Source organism: Microbacterium thalassium (assembly GCF_014208045.1).
GTDB lineage: Bacteria > Actinomycetota > Actinomycetes > Actinomycetales > Microbacteriaceae > Microbacterium > Microbacterium thalassium.
In genome coordinates, this window is the sequence record NZ_JACHML010000001.1 from 1,569,309 (window position 1) to 1,587,580 (window position 18,272).

Sequence of the window (18,272 nt, forward strand, 5' to 3'; positions counted from 1 at the left end):
CGGATTCTCCGACGAACGGGGGCCGGACTACCGCACGAGGCGCGCGATCGCCTCCGACGCCTCGGTGATCTTGGCGTCGGCCTCGGCGCCGCCGGCGCGCGCCGCGTCGACGACGCAGTGGCGCAGGTGGTCGTCGAGCAGCCCCAGCGCCACGGCCTCGAGGGCGCTCGTCATCGCCGAGATCTGGGTGAGGATGTCGATGCAGTACTTCTCGTCCTCGACCATCGTGCGGATGCCGCGCGCCTGACCCTCGATGCGCTTGAGGCGGTTGACGTAGCGCGCCTTGTCCGAGATGTACCCGTGGTGGGCGTGCCCCTCGTCGTGCGGATACGGCTCGGACGGCGTGATGCTCGGCTCGTCGTCCTCGACCGCATCCACGGGAGGGGTGGCGTCGGTGGTCATGACTGCTCCTGGAGGGGTGAGGTGCGGGAGCGGAAACTCCGCAGCCGCAGGCTGTTTCCGACGACGAAGACGCTCGAGAATGCCATCGCCGCGCCGGCGATCATGGGGTTGAGCAGCCCGAGGGCCGCCAGCGGGATCGCCGCCACGTTGTACGCGAACGCCCAGAAGAGGTTCACACGGATCGTACCGAGCGTCGCCCGCGAGAGTCGAACGGCGTCGGCGGCGCTGCGCAGATCGCCGCGGACGAGGGTGATGTCGGAGGCCTCGATCGCGGCATCCGTCCCGGTCCCCATCGACAGGCCCAGGTCGGCCTGCGCGAGCGCAGCGGCGTCGTTGACGCCGTCGCCGACCATCGCGACGACCCGGCCGGCGGCCTGCAGCTCCTGCACGACGGCGACCTTGTCGGCCGGGAGCACCTCCGCGCGCACGCGGTCGATGCCGACGTCGCTCGCGACCGCCCGCGCCACGGCGTCGTTGTCGCCGGTCAGCAGGATCGGCTCGAGCCCGAGTGCGCGCAGCTGGGCGACGGCCTCGCGGCTGGTCGGCTTCACCTGATCGGCGACCACGAGGGCGCCCGCGGCGGTGCCGTCCCAGGCGACGAACACGACGGTGCGACCCTGGGCCTCGGCGGCGGACGCGGCGCGCTCGACGGCCTCGGGCAGCTCGATCGCGAACTCGGCCAGCAGCGCGCGGCGGCCGACGACGGCGGCGCGGCCCTCGACGACACCCGAGACGCCGAATCCGGCCACCGACTGGAAGGACTCGACGGCGGGCAGGCCCCGCGGCGCCGGGGGAGGGCCGACGGGGATGCTGCTGCCGAGGAGCATCGTCCCGGTGCCCGGCGCCACCGCGGCGTCCGCCGCGCCGCCGTCGGCCGTGGCCGCGTCGGCGATCGCGCGTGCGATCGGGTGCTCCGAGGCGTGCTCGAGGGCACCCGCGACGCGCAGCAGCTCGTCCGGGGCGATGCCATCGGCGGGGATCGTCTCGACCAGCGCCATGCGCCCGGTGGTCACGGTGCCGGTCTTGTCGAGCACGACGGTGTCGACGCGGCGCGTGGACTCGAGCACCTCGGGTCCGCGGATGAGGATGCCCATGCGCGCCCCCGTGCCGGTGCCGACCAGCAGCGCGATGGGCGTCGCCAGGCCGAGCGCGCACGGGCACGCGATGATGAGGACCGCGACGGCCGCGGTGAACGCGCCGGCCGCGGGGAATCCGAGCAGCAGCCAGACGGCGAGCGTCACCAGCGCGATGCCGATCACGATCGGCACGAACACCGCCGAGATGCGGTCGGCGAGTCGCTGCACCGCGGCCTTGCCCGACTGCGCCTGCTCGACCAGGCGGGCCATCTGCGCCAGCTGCGTGTCATCGCCGACGCGCGTGGCGCGCACGACGAGCCGGCCTCCGGCGTTGACGGTGGCGCCGACGACCGCATCGCCGGGGACCGCCTCGACCGGCACGGACTCGCCGGTGACCATCGACGCGTCGACGGCGCTCGAGCCCGAGACGACGACGCCGTCGGTGGCGATCTTCTCTCCGGGTCGCACGACGAACTCGTCGCCGACGGCGAGCTGCGCGATCGGCACCCTCACCTCGCGGCCCCCGCGCAGCACCGCGGCATCCTTCGCGCCGAGGTCGAGCAGGGCGCGCAGGGCGGCGCCCGCGCGGCGCTTGGAGCGAAGCTCGAAATAGCGTCCCGCGAGCACGAAGGTGGTCACGCCGGCGGCGACCTCCAGGTAGATGTTCGAGGCGCCGTCCGACGGCTGGACGGTCCACTCGAAGCCGTGCGTCATGCCGGGCATCCCGGCGTCGCCGAGGAACAGCGCGTACAGCGACCATAGGAAGGCCGCCGTGACACCCATCGAGATGAGCGTGTCCATCGTCGCGGCACCGTGGCGCAGGTTGATCCACGCGGCCCGGTGGAACGGCCACGCGCCCCACACGGCGACGGGCGCGGCGAGAGCGAGGGACGCCCACTGCCAGTACGTGAACTGCAGCGCGGGGATCATCGCGAGCAGGATCACGGGCGCGGCGAGGACCGCCGAGCCGATGACGCGCCGGCGCAGCGACGCGAGCTCACGGTCCTCGGGCTCGTCGGCCCGCTCCTCGGGCTCGGGGGGAGCGGGGAGGACGGCGGTGTACCCGGTCTTCTCGACCTCGGCGATGAGGTCGCCGGGGGAGACGTCGGCCGCCGCGTCGACGACCGCCTTCTCGGTGGCGTAGTTGACGGATGCCGCGACGCCCGGCATCCGATTGAGCTTCTTCTCGATGCGGGCGGCGCACGACGCGCACGTCATGCCGCCGATCTCGAGCTCGATCCGTGCCCCCGCCTGATCGCTCGCGGGCGCGCCGGACACGGTGCTCATCAGGCCCGCGCCGCCTCGTAGCCTGCCTCGTCCACGGCGGCGACGACGTCGGCGTCGGCGAGGGGAGCCGAGGACTCCACGACCAGCATGCCGGTCTGCGCGCTGACGTCGACGCTCGTGACGCCGGCGATCTGCGACACCTCGCTGCGCACGGCGTGCTCGCAGTGCCCGCAGGTCATCCCGGTCACCTGGTACTGGATCTTCTCGGTCATCGTCCACCTTTCGTCGGATACCCCGTGGGGGTACCTCCGATCCAACTCTACGCCCCGCCGGAGTATTCCGTCGGCGGGGCGAGGAGGCGTTGGGACTGGGTGTCGCGAAAGTAACGATTCGGTCGCGTTACACATCGTTAACGAACAGCAACACCCACGAGACCCGCGCACGGTTAGGTTGATTCAACCTGCGACGGCGCGCCCGAAGCCTGCCGTCCTCAATCACAGCAAGGAGCAACATGAACGTCTTCACACGTTCGCGCACTGGCAAGGTCCTCGGCGGCATCGCCGCGGTCGGCGTGAGCGCGCTCGTCCTGGCCGGATGCGCGTCCACGACCGACGAGGGCACCACCGACGCCGGCCCCGCCGAGGAGCTCAGCCTCACCATCGGCACGGCCCTCCCCCAGACCGGAAACCTCGCATTCCTCGGCCCGCCCGAGGAGGCGGGTGTCGCCTACGCCACGTCGCTCGTCAACGCGGTGTCGGAGGAGACCGGTCTCACGCTCGACGTCGTCTACGGCGACTCGGGTGACACCGACAACAAGGCCTACGAGACCGAGATCCCGCGTCTGCTCGGCGAGGACGTCTCGGCCGTCATCGGCGCCGCATCCTCCGGTGTGTCGCTGCAGTTCATCGACCAGCTGGTCGGCGCCGGCGTCATCCAGTTCTCGCCGGCGAACACGTCTGACGCGTTCACCACGTACGAGGACGACGGCCTGTACTTCCGCACCGCTCCCTCGGACGTCCTGCAGGGCGACGTGCTCGGCAACCTGATCGCCGAGGACGGCAACCAGACCCTCGGCATGATCGTGCTGAACGACTCGTACGGCACCGGCCTGGCCAAGTACGTCACCGAGTCCTTCGAGGCCGCCGGCGGCGAGGTCGTGGCGGCGCCCACCTACAACACGGGCGACACCACGTTCGACGCGCAGGTCTCCGAGGTCCTCGCGGCCGACCCCGACGCGATCGCGCTGATCACGTTCGACGAGGTCTCGACGATCCTCCCGAGCCTGCTCGGCCAGATCCCGGCCGACAAGCTGTACTTCGTGGACGGCAACCTGAAGAACTTCGGCGACGACCTCGCCGAGGGCTCGCTCACCGGTTCGAAGGGCACGCTGCCCGGCCTGTCGATCGACACGCTCGGCGCCTTCACGAGCGACCTCGACGCGTACTTGGAGGCGGAGGGCGACGAGCCCCTGACCGAGTACAGCTACGCCGCAGAGTCCTTCGACGCCGTGATCCTGCTCGCGCTGGCCAGCCTGGCTGCCGGCTCGACCGACGCCGGTGACATCGCCGAGAAGCTCATCGAGGTCTCGGGTGGCTCGGGCGACGGGGAGAAGTGCACCGACTTCGCCGCGTGCGCCGACATCATCCTCTCCGGTGGCGTCGCGGACTACGACGGCATCTCGGGTCCGATCACGTTCGACGAGGTCGGCGACCCGACCGAGGCGTCGATCGGCATCTACGAGTACGGCGACGACAACAACTACGTGGCCTACGCCGGCTGATCGTCACTGACAGTCACGAGGGCCCCGGATCTTCGGATCCGGGGCCCTCTGCGCTGTGCGGAGACATGGTTGACGCGACCGCACCGCGGCGACGCCGCAGCCCCGGTGCCGCGCTCACACCGGACACGACGACGGGGGCGGATGCCGCGTCGCGCAGCATCCGCCCCCGTCGTGGCGTTTCGGATCAGGCGCCGAGCGTGCCCAGGTACAGCTCGGTGACCTTGGGGTCGTTCAGCAGGTCGCGGCCGGTGCCCGTGTAGGCGTCGCGGCCCTGGTCGAGCACGTAGCCGCGGTCGCAGATCTGCAGGCAGCGGCGTGCGTTCTGCTCGACCATGATGCAGGTCACGCCCGCCTTGTTGATCTCGGAGACACGGATGAACGCCTCGTCCTGACGCACCGGCGACAGGCCCGCCGACGGCTCGTCGAGCAGCAGCACCTTGGGGTCCATCATGAGCGCGCGGCTCATCGCGACCATCTGGCGCTCACCGCCCGACAGCGAGCCGGCGCGCTGCTTGAGGCGCTTCTTCAGCTCGCCGAAGATGCCGGTGACGAACTCGAGCCGCTCGTCGTAGACCTTCGGGTTCTGGTACAGCCCCATCTGGAGGTTCTCTTCGATCGTGAGGCTCGGGAACACGTTGTTCGTCTGCGGGATGAAGCCGACCCCGCGCGCGACCAGCTTGTTCGCCTTGAGCCCCGTGATGTCCTCGCCCTCGAGCGAGACCGATCCCTCGCGGATGTTCACCTGCCCGAAGATCGCCTTCAGGAGGGTCGACTTGCCGGCGCCGTTCGGCCCGATGATGCCGATCAGCTCGCCCTGGTTCGCGACGAGATTGCAGCCGTTGAGGATGTTGACGCCCGGCAGGTAGCCGGCGTGGACCTCGTCGATGACGACGACCGGGGTGCCTGTGTCGGTGGTCACTTCGAGTCCTCCTGCTTCTCTTCGGCCTCGAGTTCGGCATCCGCCTCGGCTTCGATCTCGGCCGCGGTCATGCCGGACTCGCCGTCGACGACCTCGATGCGGCCTGTCACGACGCCGAGGTCGACGTCCTGGTGGGCGCCGAGGTACGCGTCGATGACGGCGGGGTCCTTCATGACCGAGTGCGGGTCGCCCTCGGCGACGATGCGGCCCTCGGCCATGACGACGACCCAGTCGGCGATGTGGCGGACCATGTGCATGTCGTGCTCGACGAACAGCACCGTCATGCCCTCGTCCTTCAGGTCGAGGATGTGATCGAGCAGCGACTGCGTCAGCGCCGGGTTCACGCCCGCCATCGGCTCGTCGAGCATGACGAGCGTCGGGTCGGTCATGAGCGACCGGGCCATCTCGAGGAGCTTGCGCTGCCCGCCCGAGAGGCTGGCGGCGAAGTCGGCCGACTTGGCGTCGAGTTTGAACTTCTGGAGGATCCCCATCGCCCGCTCTTCGAGCGCGGCCTCCTGCTTGCGCCACAGCGGCGGGAACAGGCTCAGCCAGAACTTCTCGCCGGTCTGGTTCTTGGCGCCGAGCTTCATGTTCTCGAGCACCGTGAGCAGTCCCAGCGCCTTGGTGAGCTGGAACGTGCGCACCAGCCCCATGCGAGACACCTTGTAGGCGGGGACGCCGTGCAGGTCGTGCCCGTCGAAGCTCCAGGTGCCCTCGTTCGGCTTGTCGAAGCCGGTGAGCAGGTTGAACAGCGTGGTCTTGCCGGCACCGTTCGGGCCGATGAGCGCCGTGATGGCGCCGCGGGGGACCTCGAGGTGATCGACGTCGACCGCGTGCACGCCGCCGAACGAGCGGCGGACGCCGTCGGCGATGATGATCGGGTCGACCTTCTCGCAGCCGGGCCCTGCCTCGCCCTTGTGCAGGCCGGTCGTCTTCGGACGCGGGGTGGGCGACGTCATGGTCGCGGGCTCGGTGGGAGCGCCGTCGTTCGCATCACTTGACAAAGGTCAGCTCCTTCTTGTTTCCGAGGAGACCCTGCGGCATGAAGATCACCAGCAGCATCAGCGCGGCACCCACGAGGATGAACCGCAGCGTCGCCGCCTGGATCGCCGACATGCCGAACAGCAGCCCCGCCGACGCCATCGCCGGGAGGACGTTCGACAGGAACGTCTGCAGCACCCAGAAGATCAGCGAGCCGAGCAGCGGTCCGAAGACCGTCGCCGCACCGCCGAGCAGAAGCGCCGTCCACACGAAGAACGTCAGCGACGTCACGTACACGCCGGGGCTGATGGCCGCCGGCAGCGCGTAGACGATGCCGCCCGCCGCGGCGAGCACGCCGCCGAGCACGAGGGTCTGCATCTTGTACGAGAACACGTTCTTGCCCAGGGAGCGCACCGCGTCCTCGTCCTCGCGGATGCCCTTCAGCGCGCGTCCCCACGGGCTCTTGGTGAGCATCCACACCATGAGGACGGCCAGCGCGAGCGTGACCAGGCCCATGATGCGCACCCACCACTGGGTCTCGTTGTAGGTCCAGGGGCCGAACCCGTAGGTCCCGTCCGGGATCGGGTTCGAGGCGCGGAAGCTGTTGTGGTACCCGCTGAGCCCGTCGGCCGAGCCGGTCACGTCGTCGAAGGCCGTGGTGAGGAACAGCAGGCGCACGACTTCGGCCGCCGCGATCGTCACGATGGCGAGGTAATCGCCCCGCAGTCGCAGGGTCGGGATGCCGAGGATCAGCGCGAACACCGCTGCGGCGGCGAGGCCGATGATCGCGGCGAGCCACCACGGCAGGTTGAAGGTCAGGATCGAGATCGCGTAGCCGTAGGCGCCGATGGCCATGAAGCCGGCGATGCCCATGTTGATCAGGCCGCCGTAGCCGAAGTGCATCGCCAGGCCGAGAGCGGCCAGCGCGTAGCCGATGGTGGCGGGACTCAGGATCGAGGATGCCGAGTTGGAGAGAATCTGAAGCCAGTCCATTGATCCGCCCTTAACCTATTCTCTCGCGTCGACCGAGGATGCCCTGTGGTCGGAACAGCAGGATCACGATGAGGATGAACAGTCCGCTGGCGAACTTCAGGTCCGCCGGGATCCACAGGCTCGACGCCTCGACCACGACGCCGACGATGAGCGCTCCGATGAGCGCGCCGTAGGCGGTGCCGAGGCCGCCGAGCACGACCGCGGCGAACATCAGCAGCAGCAGCTGCGCGCCCATGTCCCAGCGGATGCCGGGGCGGTAGTACGCGTAGAGGATGCCCGCGAGCGCGGCGAGGGCGCTCGCGAGGATCCACACGACGCGGACGACGAAATCGACGTCGATGCCCGATGCCGCAGCCAGCGACGGGTTGTCCGAGATCGCGCGCGTCGCCTTGCCGATGCGGGACTTGGTGAGCCAGAAGGCGAACGCGACGATGACGGCGATCGAGATGCCGATCGACGCCAGGTCGATCACGCTCATCTGCACCGCGCCGAACAGCGGGATCTTCTGCGCCGAGGCGCCGGGCAGCTGGAGCGTTCCGCCGCCGATGAAGAACTGGAAGATGTAGCGCATCGCGAGCGAGAGCCCGATGCTGACGATCATGAGCTGGACGATGCCGACCCGCCTCTTGCGCAGCGGGCGCCACAGACCCCAGTCCATGACGAAGCCCAGCACCGCGCCGAGGACCACCGCGATCGGATAGCCGAGCCACCACGGCAGAGCCGCGGCCGACGTGCCGACCAGGAGGAACCCGGCTATCGCCCCGAAGGTCACCATCTCGCCGTGCGCGAAGTTGGAGATGCCGGTCGTCCCGTAGACGAGCGTCAGACCGACCGCCGCAAGCGCCAGCATCAGTCCGAAGCTGATGCCCTGGACCACGCGCTGCACGAGCTGGTCGAAGAAGCTCGTCACGTTGCGCTCGCCCTCGCCGATGAAGAAGTTCACCGTGACGCGACCGCCCTGGCTCATCTCGACTTCCTTGACGTTGGGCGTGTCGTCCGCCTCATCGACGACCGCGATGCCCTCGGGCAGCGTGTTCTCGTCGAGCGTGACGACGTATTCCTCGCCGCGCTCGGGCACGAACACGACCCACTGGCCGTTCTCGTCGGTGACGACCTCCTGCAGCCCGCCGGGGCCGTCGATGGTGAGCGCGACGCCCTCCAGCGGCTCCCCGTCGAGCTGGACGTTGCCGCTGATGCGATAGGGGTCGCCCTCGGCGGCGAAGGCCGGAGCCGACGCCGCGAACACGCCCAGGAGCATCAGGAACAACGCCACGAGTGCGGAGACCGTTCGCGCACGCCGCCAGGGCGATGCGACCTCAGTCGTAGGACTCACGAAACCTCCCAGTCCGGCACCACGCGCGCCGAGGCTCGGGTCGCATCGGCCGTGATGATCGACGGTACGAGCGTAATGTGTCGGCGGTGTTTCGCCCAGGAAACTCCCAGACGCCGTGACCGGATCGGAATGCGCCGCCCGACAGAGCGACCGGGGCCTCGCGCGCGGGAACAAAAGGGGTCCCCGGACGATTAGAATCTGATGTCGGCGCATTCTGCGCGCCGGCCGTCGTCGTCCACCTCGAGCACGCCGCCCGATGAACGCGAAACGCGGGCGCAGGAGAATCCATGGAGCAGCACGATCCCTTCGGCTTCGTCGGTCTGACCTACGACGACGTCCTCCTTCTGCCGGGGCACACCGACGTCATCCCGAGCGAGGCCGACACGTCGTCGCACGTCACGCGACGCATCACCGTCGCGACGCCGCTCATCTCGGCGGCGATGGACACCGTCACCGAGACGCGCCTGGCCATCGCGATCGCGCGCGAGGGCGGCATCGGGATCATCCACCGCAATCTGTCGATCGCCGACCAGGCGAAGATGGTCGATCGCGTCAAGCGCAGCGAGTCGGGCATGATCACCGACCCGATCACGACGACGCCGGACGCCACGATCGAAGAGGTCGACGGCCTGTGCGCGCAGTACCGCATCTCGGGCCTCCCGGTCATCGACGAGGACGGGCGGCTGGTCGGCATCGTCACCAACCGCGACATGCGGTTCGTCTCGGGCTTCGAGCGCCAGACGACGCTCGTCAAGGACGTCATGACCAGCGACGGCCTCGTCACCGGCAAGGTCGGCATAGGCGCCAACGAGGTCATCGCGCTGTTCGCCGAGCACCGCGTCGAGAAGCTCCCCCTCATCGACGACGAGGGCAAGCTCGCCGGCCTCATCACGATCAAGGACTTCGACAAGAGCGAGAAGTACCCGCTCGCGACCAAGGACGAGCACGGGCGCCTGCGCGTGGGCGCTGCGATCGGCTTCTTCGGCGACGCCTGGGAGCGCGCCGAGGCCCTGCGCGACGCGGGCGTGGACGTCGTCGTCGTCGACACCGCCAACGGCCAGTCCGCGGGCGTCATCGACATGGTCCGCCGCATCAAGGCCGACCCGTCGTTCGCGCACATCGACGTCATCGGCGGCAACGTCGCCACGCGCGAGGGCGCCCAGTCGCTCATCGACGCGGGCGTCGACGCCGTCAAGGTCGGCGTCGGACCGGGCTCCATCTGCACGACGCGCATCGTCGCGGGCGTGGGCGTACCCCAGGTCACCGCGATCTACGAGGCGTCGCTCGCGGCGCGCGAGGCCGGCATCCCGGTGATCGCCGACGGCGGGCTGCAGTACTCCGGCGACATCGCCAAGGCCCTCGTCGCCGGCGCCGACTCGGTGATGCTCGGATCGCTCCTGGCCGGCACGGACGAGTCGCCGGGCGAGGTCGTGTTCCAGGGCGGCAAGCAGTTCAAGCTCTACCGCGGCATGGGGTCGCTGGGCGCGCTGCAGACGCGCGGCAAGAAGACGTCGTACTCGAAGGACCGCTACTTCCAGGCCGACGTCCCCAACGACGACAAGCTGATCCCCGAGGGCATCGAGGGTCAGGTCGCCTACCGCGGCCCGGTGTCGGCGGTCGCGTATCAGCTGGTCGGCGGCCTGCGTCAGTCGATGTTCTACGTCGGCGCCCGCACGGTCGATGAGCTGAAGAGAAAGGGCAAGTTCGTGCGCATCACGTCGGCCGGGCTCAAGGAGTCCCACCCGCACGACGTGCAGATCGTCGTCGAGGCGCCCAACTACAAGCGCTGAGCGGCGGCGATCACCACCGCGTGAACACCAGGTGCAGCACGACGAGCGCGCTCGCCAGCTGCACGATCAGGCCCGCTCGCTGCCACCGCACCGGCAGCAGCGCCGTTCCGACGAGCATCCACGGCACGAACGGCAGCCAGATGCGCTCCACTTCGGCGCGGCTCATCTGCGACGCCGTCGCGAGCAGGCACATCGCGACCCCTGCGAGGGCCAGCAGCGCGACGGCGCGGCGCCCGCGGGGCTGGGCGGTGGGGCGGATGCCGTCGACCACCGCAGCCCCGATGCCGGCGCCGACCCACGGCCCCGCGCTCACGGCGACCGCCGCCAGGTCGGCCCACGTCCAGTACGCCCCGGGGCGGTCGCTGGCGATGCCCGCCCAGTAGCGCTCGCGCAGCACGGGGAAGGCCTCCCACCAGGCGAAGCCGAACACCGCGAACACCCCGACGACGGCGAGCCCGGCGACGGCGACCCACGGGATCGGGCGCCATGAGCGGGCCAGCCACAGCACGGTGAGCGCCAGGACGGCCAGCAGCGGCAGGCCGTACGACATCATGACGCAGTACCCGTAGAGCAGGCCGGCGCCGAGCGACCCCGCGATCATGGCCCCGGTGCGCCGCGTCGTCGCCGCGACGGCCAGCGCGAACGTCGCCCACGCCGCGACCGCCGCGAACATCGCATCCGCCGACACGCACATCCAGATGGCCGCCGGCCCCACGGTCAGGAACGGGGCGGCGCGCCGCGCCAGCTGCTCGGAGCCCAGGAGCCGCGTCGTCTGCAGCACGGCGATCGCGGTCGTGCCCGCGATGAGCGTGATCACGATCCCGGCGGCGATGGCGCCGCCCAGCCCGATCGCGACGAGGCCGACGAAGAAGAGCGTCGCGCCCGGCGGGTGTCCGGCCACGTGCACGGCCCAGTTGTCCTCGGCGTCGATCGGGATCCGTTCGATGAAACCGCGCAGGAACGCGGGGACGTCGGCCACCACGATCCGCGCGGTCCGCAGGTACTCCGTCTTCTCGTCGAGGATGCCGCCGATGCCGTACCAGCCGTCGATGAGCCCGAGCGCCAGCATCCACGCGACGCCCCAGCCGTACACGACCCACAGCAGGCGGCGCCACGACCAGCCCGCCGCGCGCGGCGCGTAGATCACGGTGAGGACGGCCAGCAGGATCGCGGCCGGCGTCCCGGGCCCGATGCCCGGGTCCCAGATCGCGTGCAGCGGCGGGAAGTGCCCCGCCCGGACGTTCCATCCGGTCGCGGCCGGGATGATGACGGATGCCGCGATCAGCAGCACCGTGACGATGACGCCGATCAGCCCGGCGCGCGACCGCGCGCGATCGCCGTCCTCGGCGGTCGCGGCCTCGGAGTCCGCGGGCGAACGCGGCGGCGACGTCGTGCCCCCGGCATCCGCTCTCTCGTCGCTCCCGCTCACGCGACCAGCCTGACAGGCGGATGCGCCGCGCGCCGGTTACGGAATGCTGACGTACCTGTGCTCCGAGCGTCGGAGAATCCGCCCTTCGTCGGAGGATCCGGTCGACATGCTCCGACTTTCGCCCGATTCTCCGACGTTCGGCAACGGCGTCGGTCGCCAGGGGAGCGGATGCCGCCGCCGGCCCGGGCCTCAGACATCGAGCGGCGTGAGCACCGCGACCGGGATCGTCCGGCCGGACTTCACGGCGTATCCCTGGACCCCGGGGACGTGGTCGACGATCCTGGCCCACTGCGCGTCGCGCTCGGGCCCCGTCAGCTCGCGCACGCGGGCGCGGAACGCGCGGTCGCCGGCCTGCACGGTCGTCTCGCCGGCCGCGCGCAGGTTCTTGAACCAGTCCGGGTCGCGCGGCGAGCCGGCGCCGGTGCCCCACACCACGAACGCGTCGCCGTCGCGCAGCGACGCCACGCACGTCGGCCGGGGCTCGCCCGAGCGTCGTCCGGGCGTCGTCAGCAGCAGCACGCGCGGCGGGCCGCCGCCGTTCATCGCACGCCCGTTCGTGCGCCGGTACAGCCAGACGCCCAATCGCGCGCCGGTCCGTGTGAAGAAGCCGCTCATGGCATCACCCGCCCCCGCTGGCGATCCTGCCACCGTGCGGTCCGGGTGTCGATGCGCTCCCGCCGCCCACTCCCTGTGCTCTCGCCGAGTGCACAGGCTCGTGACGGTCGACAGCGTGTGCACTCGGCGAGAAGATGTGCCCTCGCCGATGGAGGGCGGATGCCGTATGCCTCCGGAGGCGGGCGAGCCCGGACGGTAGGCTGGGGCCGTGACCATGGAGATCGAACTCGGCCGCGCCAAGCGCGCCCGCCGCGCCTACACGTTCGACGACATCGCGGTCGTGCCCTCCCGGCGCACCCGCAACCCCGAGGACGTCTCGACAGCGTGGTCGATCGACGCCTTCCAGTTCGACATCCCGGTGCTGGGCGCCCCGATGGACTCCGTCGTGAGCCCCGCGACCGCCATCATGCTCGGCAAGCTCGGCGGACTCGGCGTCCTGGACCTCGAGGGCCTGTGGACCCGGTACGACGACCCGGAGCCGCTGCTCGAGGAGATCGCGTCGCTCCCGGATGCCGGGGCCACGCGCCGCATGCAGGAGCTGTACGCCGAGCCCATCAAGCCCGAGCTCGTGCGTGACCGCATCGCCGAGATCCGCGCGGCCGGCGTCACCGTCGCCGGCTCCCTCACGCCGCAGCGGACGCAGCAGCTGTACGAGACCGTCGTGGCCGCCGGCGTCGACCTGTTCGTCATCCGCGGCACCACGGTCTCGGCCGAGCACGTCTCGAGCGTGGAGCAGCCGCTGAACCTCAAGAAGTTCATCTACGACCTCGACGTCCCGGTCATCGTCGGCGGCGCCGCGACGTACACCGCGGCCCTGCACCTCATGCGCACCGGCGCGGCCGGCGTCCTCGTCGGCTTCGGCGGGGGAGCGGCTTCGACCACGCGCGCGACCCTCGGCGTCCACATGCCCATGGCCACCGCCGTCGCCGACGTCGCCGGCGCGCGCCGCGACTACCTCGATGAGTCGGGCGGCCGCTACGTGCACGTCATCGCCGACGGGGGCGTGGGCACCTCCGGCGACATCGTCAAAGCGCTCGCGATGGGGGCGGATGCCGTCATGCTCGGCGTCGCGCTCGCCCGCGCCACCGACGCGCCCGGCCGGGGCCACCACTGGGGCCCCGAGTCGCACCACGCGAAGCTGCCGCGCGGACGCCGCGTGACCGTCGACCAGGTGGGCACGCTGGAATCGGTGCTGTACGGCCCCGCTCCGGTCGCCGACGGCACCGCCAACCTCATCGGCGCCCTGCGGAAGTCCATGGCCACCACCGGCTACTCCGATCTCAAGGAGTTCCAGCGGGTCGAGGTCGTGGTGGCCCCGTACGCCACACGATGACGGACGCGGCCCCCGAGCTTCCCGACGACGAGGTCTTCCCGCCGACGCTGCGGGAGGTCATGATCCGGCCGCGCTGGATCGCGCTGCTGCTGCTGTGCCTGGTCGTGGCGGGCGTGTTCGCCTGGCTCGGCCAGTGGCAGCTCGCGCGCGCGATCACGACCGACCCGCTGCCGCCGGGGGCGACCGAGCAGGTCGAGCCGATCGAAGACATCCTCGAGCCCGGCGCGTATCTGCCCGAGCCGCTCGTCGGCCAGAAGGTCTCGGTGAGCGGCTGGTGGATCGACACCGACTTCCTCGTCGTCGGATCGCGCTTCAACGACGGCGCCGAGGGGTACTGGGTCACCGGCCAGCTCCGGCTGTGGGACGGCGAGGGCGGTTTCGACCAGGGCGACGCCCCGGTCTCGCTCGCCGTCGCGATCGGCTGGGCGCCCACCCTCGAGGCCGCGCAGCAGGCGGCATCCGATCTCGAAGACGACATCGCCGGCCGCGACCTCGACGCTCCCGCCGAGCTCACCGGACGCCTCGTGTCCGACGAGGGCCCGTCGCTGCCGCCGCGCGACGGCGATCCGTGGGCGATGGACCGCATGTCGCCGGCGATGCTGCTGGGCCAGTGGAACGACGTCGAGGACCTGTCGGTGTACCGCGCGTACCTCGTCGCGGACGAGCCGTGGGGCGACCTCGAGGCGATCTCGTCGCCGCCGCCCGACGAGTCCGGCGCGGTGAATTGGCTGAACATCTTCTACGCCGCCGAGTGGGCCATCTTCGCCGGGTTCGCGTTCTACCTCTGGTACCGCCTCGCGCGCGACCAGTGGGAGCGCGAGGTCGAGGACCTCGAGGACATGAAGGCGGATGCCGCGGCCGCGGCATCGGGCGCCGGCGACTCCCCGGCGGGCGGGTCGGGAACGGCCGACTAGACTGGAGGCCATGCCCCGCGCCCCCAAGCTCGCCTCGTTCCCGGCGATCCGCGGAGCCCTGAAGTTCTACCAGGTCGCGTCCGTCATCACGGGCACGATGCTGCTGCTCCTCGTGGCCGAGATGATCGCCAAGTACGGGCTCGGCTACGAGCTCTTCCTGGGCGGCTCCGGCGGGTTCCTGTGGTTCGCCCCTGTCGTCGAAGGCCCCGAGGGCCTGGAGTCCACCGGCGACGGGTTCAACCTGTCGCTGGGCATCCTCGTCGCCCACGGCTGGTTCTATGTCGTGTACCTGTTCGCGTGCTTCCGCGTGTGGAGCCTCATGCGGTGGAACTTCCTGCGCCTGGCTATGCTCGCCTCGGGCGGCATCGTGCCGCTGCTGTCGTTCTTCATGGAGGCGATCGTGGGCCGCGAGGTCAAGGCGTACCTGCAGCAGCGCGAGGACGAAGAGCTCCACACACGAGCCGAGCGCTCGTCCCTCACCCACGAGATCCCGACGGAGAACAAGCGGTGACCCAGCAGACCGAGATCAGCCAGCGCCCCGTCCTCGTCGTCGACTTCGGCGCCCAGTACGCCCAGCTCATCGCACGGCGCGTGCGCGAAGCCGGCGTGTACAGCGAGATCGTGCCGCACACGGCATCCGCCGCCGAGATCGCCGAGAAGAACCCGATCGGCATCATCCTCTCGGGCGGACCGTCGTCGGTCTACGAAGAGGGTGCGCCCAAGCTCGACTCCGGCGTGTTCGACCTGAACGTGCCCACGCTGGGCATCTGCTACGGCTTCCAGGTGATGGCGCAGGCGCTCGGCGGCGAGGTCGCCAACACGGGCCTGCGCGAATACGGCGCCACCGACGCGAGCATCGTCCATGACGAGAGCGTCCTGTTCGCCGGTCAGCCGGTGGAGCAGAACGTGTGGATGAGCCATGGCGACCAGGTGTCGCACGCGCCGGCGGGCTTCGAGGTGCTCGCCCGCACCGGCGCGACGCCGGTCGCGGCGTTCGGCAACGACGCCCGCAGGATGTACGGCGTGCAGTGGCACCCCGAGGTCAAGCACTCCGACCACGGTCAGCGGATCATCGAGAACTTCCTGCTGAAGGCGGCGGGCCTTCCCGCCGACTGGAACAGCGGCAACGTCATCGCCGAGCAGGTGGCACGCATCCAGGAGCAGATCGGCACCGGCCGCGTCATCTGCGGCCTCTCCGGCGGCGTCGACTCCGCCGTCGCGGCGGCGCTCGTGCACAAGGCCGTCGGCGACCAGCTGGTCTGCATCTTCGTCGACCACGGACTGCTGCGGAAGGGCGAGCGCGAGCAGGTCGAGCAGGACTACGTCGCGTCGACCGGCGTGCGCCTGGTCACCGTCGACGCCCGCGAGCGCTTCCTCACGGCGCTCGCCGGGATCAGCGACCCCGAGCACAAGCGCAAGGTCATCGGTCGCGAGTTCATCCGCACGTTCGAGCAGGCCGAGGCCGAGCTCGTCGCCGAGGCCGAGGCCGACGGCCAGCCCATCCGCTTCCTCGTGCAGGGGACGCTGTACCCCGACGTCGTCGAGTCCGGCGGGGGCTCCGGCACCGCGAACATCAAGAGCCACCACAACGTCGGCGGACTCCCCGAAGACCTTCAGTTCGAGCTCGTCGAGCCGCTGCGGACCCTCTTCAAGGACGAGGTGCGCGCGATCGGCCGCGAACTGGGTCTTCCCGAGGTCATCGTCGGCCGCCAGCCGTTTCCGGGCCCCGGCCTCGGCATCCGGATCGTGGGCGAGGTCACCGCTGACCGTCTCGCGATTCTGCAGGACGCCGACGCCATCGCCCGCGAGGAGCTGACCAAGGCGGGGCTGGACGGCGAGATCTGGCAGTGCCCCGTCGTGCTGCTCGCCGACGTCCGCTCGGTGGGCGTGCAGGGCGACGGCCGCACCTACGGGCACCCGATCGTGCTGCGTCCCGTCTCGAGCGAGGACGCCATGACCGCCGACTGGACGCGCCTGCCGTACGACGTGCTGTCGCGCATCTCGAACCGCATCACGAACGAGGTCCGCGAGGTCAACCGCGTCGTGCTCGATGTCACGTCGAAGCCGCCGGGGACCATCGAGTGGGAGTGACCCGGGCAGGGGAGACGGCGTGACGGAGCTGCCCGACGCCGAGTACCTGATGCTGTCGAGCCGGCTCATCCCGGGACTCGACGGCGGGTTCACGATCGCGTCGCTCGCGCGCGCCCGGCTGCTCGCGGACAGCGGCGCCGACCCGGTGCTGCTGACGGTCGACGCCGGGACCCCCGCGGCCCACGCCGAGCACCGCCGCGAGTTCGTCGCACGCGGTCAGGCGCGGTCGGTCGACGCGTTCGCGAACCTGTTCGACGACGCCGTCGCCGACCCCTCCTGGCTGCGGAACGCCGCCCGGCCGGGCGAGGCGACGCCGGGCGTGGAGTACCGCGAGATCCCGGATGCCGAGGGCCGCCCGCTCGTGTCGCTGCCGGTGGTCCGCGATCCGGACTGGCACCTCACCGACGCCGCGGTGGTCGTGCACGGCGCGGGCGTGATCGCGGGGTTCCGCGGGCTGTATCGCGCCTGGCTCGAGTTCGTCGTGCGTCAGGCGCGCGAGCGCGCGGGTGACCCCGCACGACTGGTCGTGCTGGTGTGCGAGGCGCGGCAGATCGGCGAGATGCTCGTCGACTGGGCGGATCCCGATGTGCGCCTCGTGCACACCGTGCACAACTCGCATCTGCCGGCCCCGTACGACGACCCGGATGCCGCCATCGAGGGCCTGTGGGGGCGTTGGCTCGCCGTCGCCGACCGCTTCGATGCCGTGCTGTGGCCCACGGCGGCCCAGCGCGACGAGGTCATCGCCCGGTACGGCGACCCCGGCACGTTCGCGGTCGTGCCCAACGGCATCGAGCTGGGCTCCGAGCCGCCGGAGCCGGCATCCCGTGATGGGCGGCTGGTCGTGATGGTCAACCGGCTCGCCCCGCAGAAGCGGGTCGACGTCGCGATCCGGGCATTCCAGCGCGTGGTCGAGGCCGTGCCCGATGCGCGACTCGACGTCTACGGCGACGGCCCGCTGCGCGCCCAGCTGCAGGAGCTCATCGACACGCTCGGTCTCGCCTCGAACGTGTCGCTGCGGGGAGCGACCCTCGAGCGCGACGCGATCCTCGACACCGCCGCCGTGTTCGTCTCGACGTCGGACTTCGAGGGTCAGGGCCTGTCGATCGCCGAGGCCCTCGCCCGCGGGGTCGCCGTCGTCGCCACCGACGCCCGGTACGGCCCGCGCGAGACGATCGGAGATGCGGGGGCCGTGGTGCCCGTCGGCGACGCGGACGCCGTGGCGGACGCCGTGATCGCCCTGCTGCAGGACGAGCCCCGCCGCGCGGAGCTCGCGACCGCCGCGCGGACAGCCGCCCGCACACTCGAAGCGGACGCCGTGCGGCCCGCCCTCATCGCCGCCCTCGCCGCGGCGGCGACCCGGCCCAGCCGGCGCGCCGAGTCCTGAGCGGC

16 protein-coding genes are annotated in these 18,272 nt (G+C 70.9%); 7 read left to right on the forward strand and 9 right to left on the reverse strand.

From position 1 onward, the window contains the following. Positions 1-27: 27 nt before the first annotated feature. The 3 genes from HD594_RS07245 to HD594_RS07255 are packed head-to-tail and all read right to left on the reverse strand — an operon-like array spanning position 28 to position 2,977. Complete coding sequence (locus tag HD594_RS07245) at positions 28-402, reverse strand: metal-sensitive transcriptional regulator (protein ID WP_184750301.1); 375 nt, start codon at positions 400-402, stop codon at positions 28-30. After that, a complete protein-coding gene (locus HD594_RS07250) occupies positions 399-2,765 on the reverse strand; it encodes a heavy metal translocating P-type ATPase (RefSeq protein WP_184750302.1) in 2,367 nt (788 codons plus the stop codon). Before HD594_RS07250 ends, HD594_RS07245 begins: the two co-directional genes overlap by 4 nt. Beyond that, positions 2,765-2,977 (reverse strand): heavy-metal-associated domain-containing protein, encoded by a 213-nt coding sequence (locus HD594_RS07255; protein ID WP_184750303.1) that lies wholly within the window; start codon positions 2,975-2,977, stop codon positions 2,765-2,767. Before HD594_RS07255 ends, HD594_RS07250 begins: the two co-directional genes overlap by 1 nt. Before the next feature lie 239 nt (positions 2,978-3,216). Between HD594_RS07255 and HD594_RS07260 the strand changes: the two genes are divergently transcribed. Then, on the forward strand, positions 3,217-4,485 hold the full coding sequence (locus HD594_RS07260; RefSeq protein ID WP_184750304.1) for an ABC transporter substrate-binding protein: 1,269 nt from the start codon (positions 3,217-3,219) through the stop codon (positions 4,483-4,485). Between the two features lie 184 nt (positions 4,486-4,669). Here the strand turns inward: HD594_RS07260 and HD594_RS07265 are convergent, their stop codons facing one another. The 4 genes from HD594_RS07265 to HD594_RS07280 are packed head-to-tail and all read right to left on the reverse strand — an operon-like array spanning position 4,670 to position 8,636. Continuing rightward, the gene (locus HD594_RS07265; protein ID WP_184750305.1) at positions 4,670-5,404 is read right to left on the reverse strand and encodes an ABC transporter ATP-binding protein; all 735 of its coding nucleotides are present in this window, start codon (positions 5,402-5,404) and stop codon (positions 4,670-4,672) included. Beyond that, positions 5,401-6,363, reverse strand: coding sequence for an ABC transporter ATP-binding protein (locus HD594_RS07270; RefSeq protein ID WP_184752649.1), 963 nt, complete (start codon positions 6,361-6,363; stop codon positions 5,401-5,403). The genes HD594_RS07265 and HD594_RS07270 overlap by 4 nt, the downstream gene beginning before the upstream one ends. 34 nt (positions 6,364-6,397) lie before the next feature. Further along, the gene (locus HD594_RS07275; protein ID WP_184750306.1) at positions 6,398-7,378 is read right to left on the reverse strand and encodes a branched-chain amino acid ABC transporter permease; all 981 of its coding nucleotides are present in this window, start codon (positions 7,376-7,378) and stop codon (positions 6,398-6,400) included. A gap of 10 nt (positions 7,379-7,388) precedes the next feature. Then, a complete protein-coding gene (locus HD594_RS07280) occupies positions 7,389-8,636 on the reverse strand; it encodes a branched-chain amino acid ABC transporter permease (protein ID WP_184752651.1) in 1,248 nt (415 codons plus the stop codon). 362 nt (positions 8,637-8,998) lie between these two features. Between HD594_RS07280 and guaB the strand changes: the two genes are divergently transcribed. Next, positions 8,999-10,501 (forward strand): IMP dehydrogenase, encoded by a 1,503-nt coding sequence (gene guaB, locus HD594_RS07285; protein WP_184750307.1) that lies wholly within the window; start codon positions 8,999-9,001, stop codon positions 10,499-10,501. A gap of 10 nt (positions 10,502-10,511) precedes the next feature. Here the strand turns inward: guaB and HD594_RS07290 are convergent, their stop codons facing one another. Then, positions 10,512-11,930: a hypothetical protein gene (locus HD594_RS07290; protein ID WP_184750308.1), complete on the reverse strand. Its 1,419-nt coding sequence runs from the start codon at positions 11,928-11,930 to the stop codon at positions 10,512-10,514. A gap of 189 nt (positions 11,931-12,119) precedes the next feature. Beyond that, positions 12,120-12,545 (reverse strand): nitroreductase/quinone reductase family protein, encoded by a 426-nt coding sequence (locus HD594_RS07295; protein ID WP_184750309.1) that lies wholly within the window; start codon positions 12,543-12,545, stop codon positions 12,120-12,122. Positions 12,546-12,759: 214 nt separating this feature from the next. On the opposite strand from HD594_RS07295, the gene HD594_RS07300 reads away from it, so the two are divergent. Genes HD594_RS07300 through HD594_RS07320 form a run of 5 tightly spaced genes read left to right on the forward strand, consistent with a single transcriptional unit; the run spans position 12,760 to position 18,267 of the window. Next, positions 12,760-13,878, forward strand: coding sequence for a GuaB3 family IMP dehydrogenase-related protein (locus HD594_RS07300; protein ID WP_184752653.1), 1,119 nt, complete (start codon positions 12,760-12,762; stop codon positions 13,876-13,878). Then, positions 13,875-14,792 carry an SURF1 family cytochrome oxidase biogenesis protein gene (locus HD594_RS07305; RefSeq protein WP_246413916.1) on the forward strand — a complete coding sequence of 306 codons (918 nt, stop codon included), beginning with the start codon at positions 13,875-13,877 and terminating at the stop codon, positions 14,790-14,792. Before HD594_RS07300 ends, HD594_RS07305 begins: the two co-directional genes overlap by 4 nt. 10 nt (positions 14,793-14,802) lie before the next feature. Then, entirely contained in the window at positions 14,803-15,303 is a 501-nt protein-coding gene (locus HD594_RS07310) for a DUF3817 domain-containing protein (RefSeq protein WP_184750310.1), read from the forward strand. After that, positions 15,300-16,883 (forward strand): glutamine-hydrolyzing GMP synthase, encoded by a 1,584-nt coding sequence (guaA, locus tag HD594_RS07315; protein WP_184750311.1) that lies wholly within the window; start codon positions 15,300-15,302, stop codon positions 16,881-16,883. Before HD594_RS07310 ends, guaA begins: the two co-directional genes overlap by 4 nt. Positions 16,884-16,902: 19 nt before the next feature. Further along, positions 16,903-18,267 carry a glycosyltransferase gene (locus HD594_RS07320; protein ID WP_184750312.1) on the forward strand — a complete coding sequence of 455 codons (1,365 nt, stop codon included), beginning with the start codon at positions 16,903-16,905 and terminating at the stop codon, positions 18,265-18,267. The last annotated feature ends 5 nt before the right edge of the window (positions 18,268-18,272 follow it).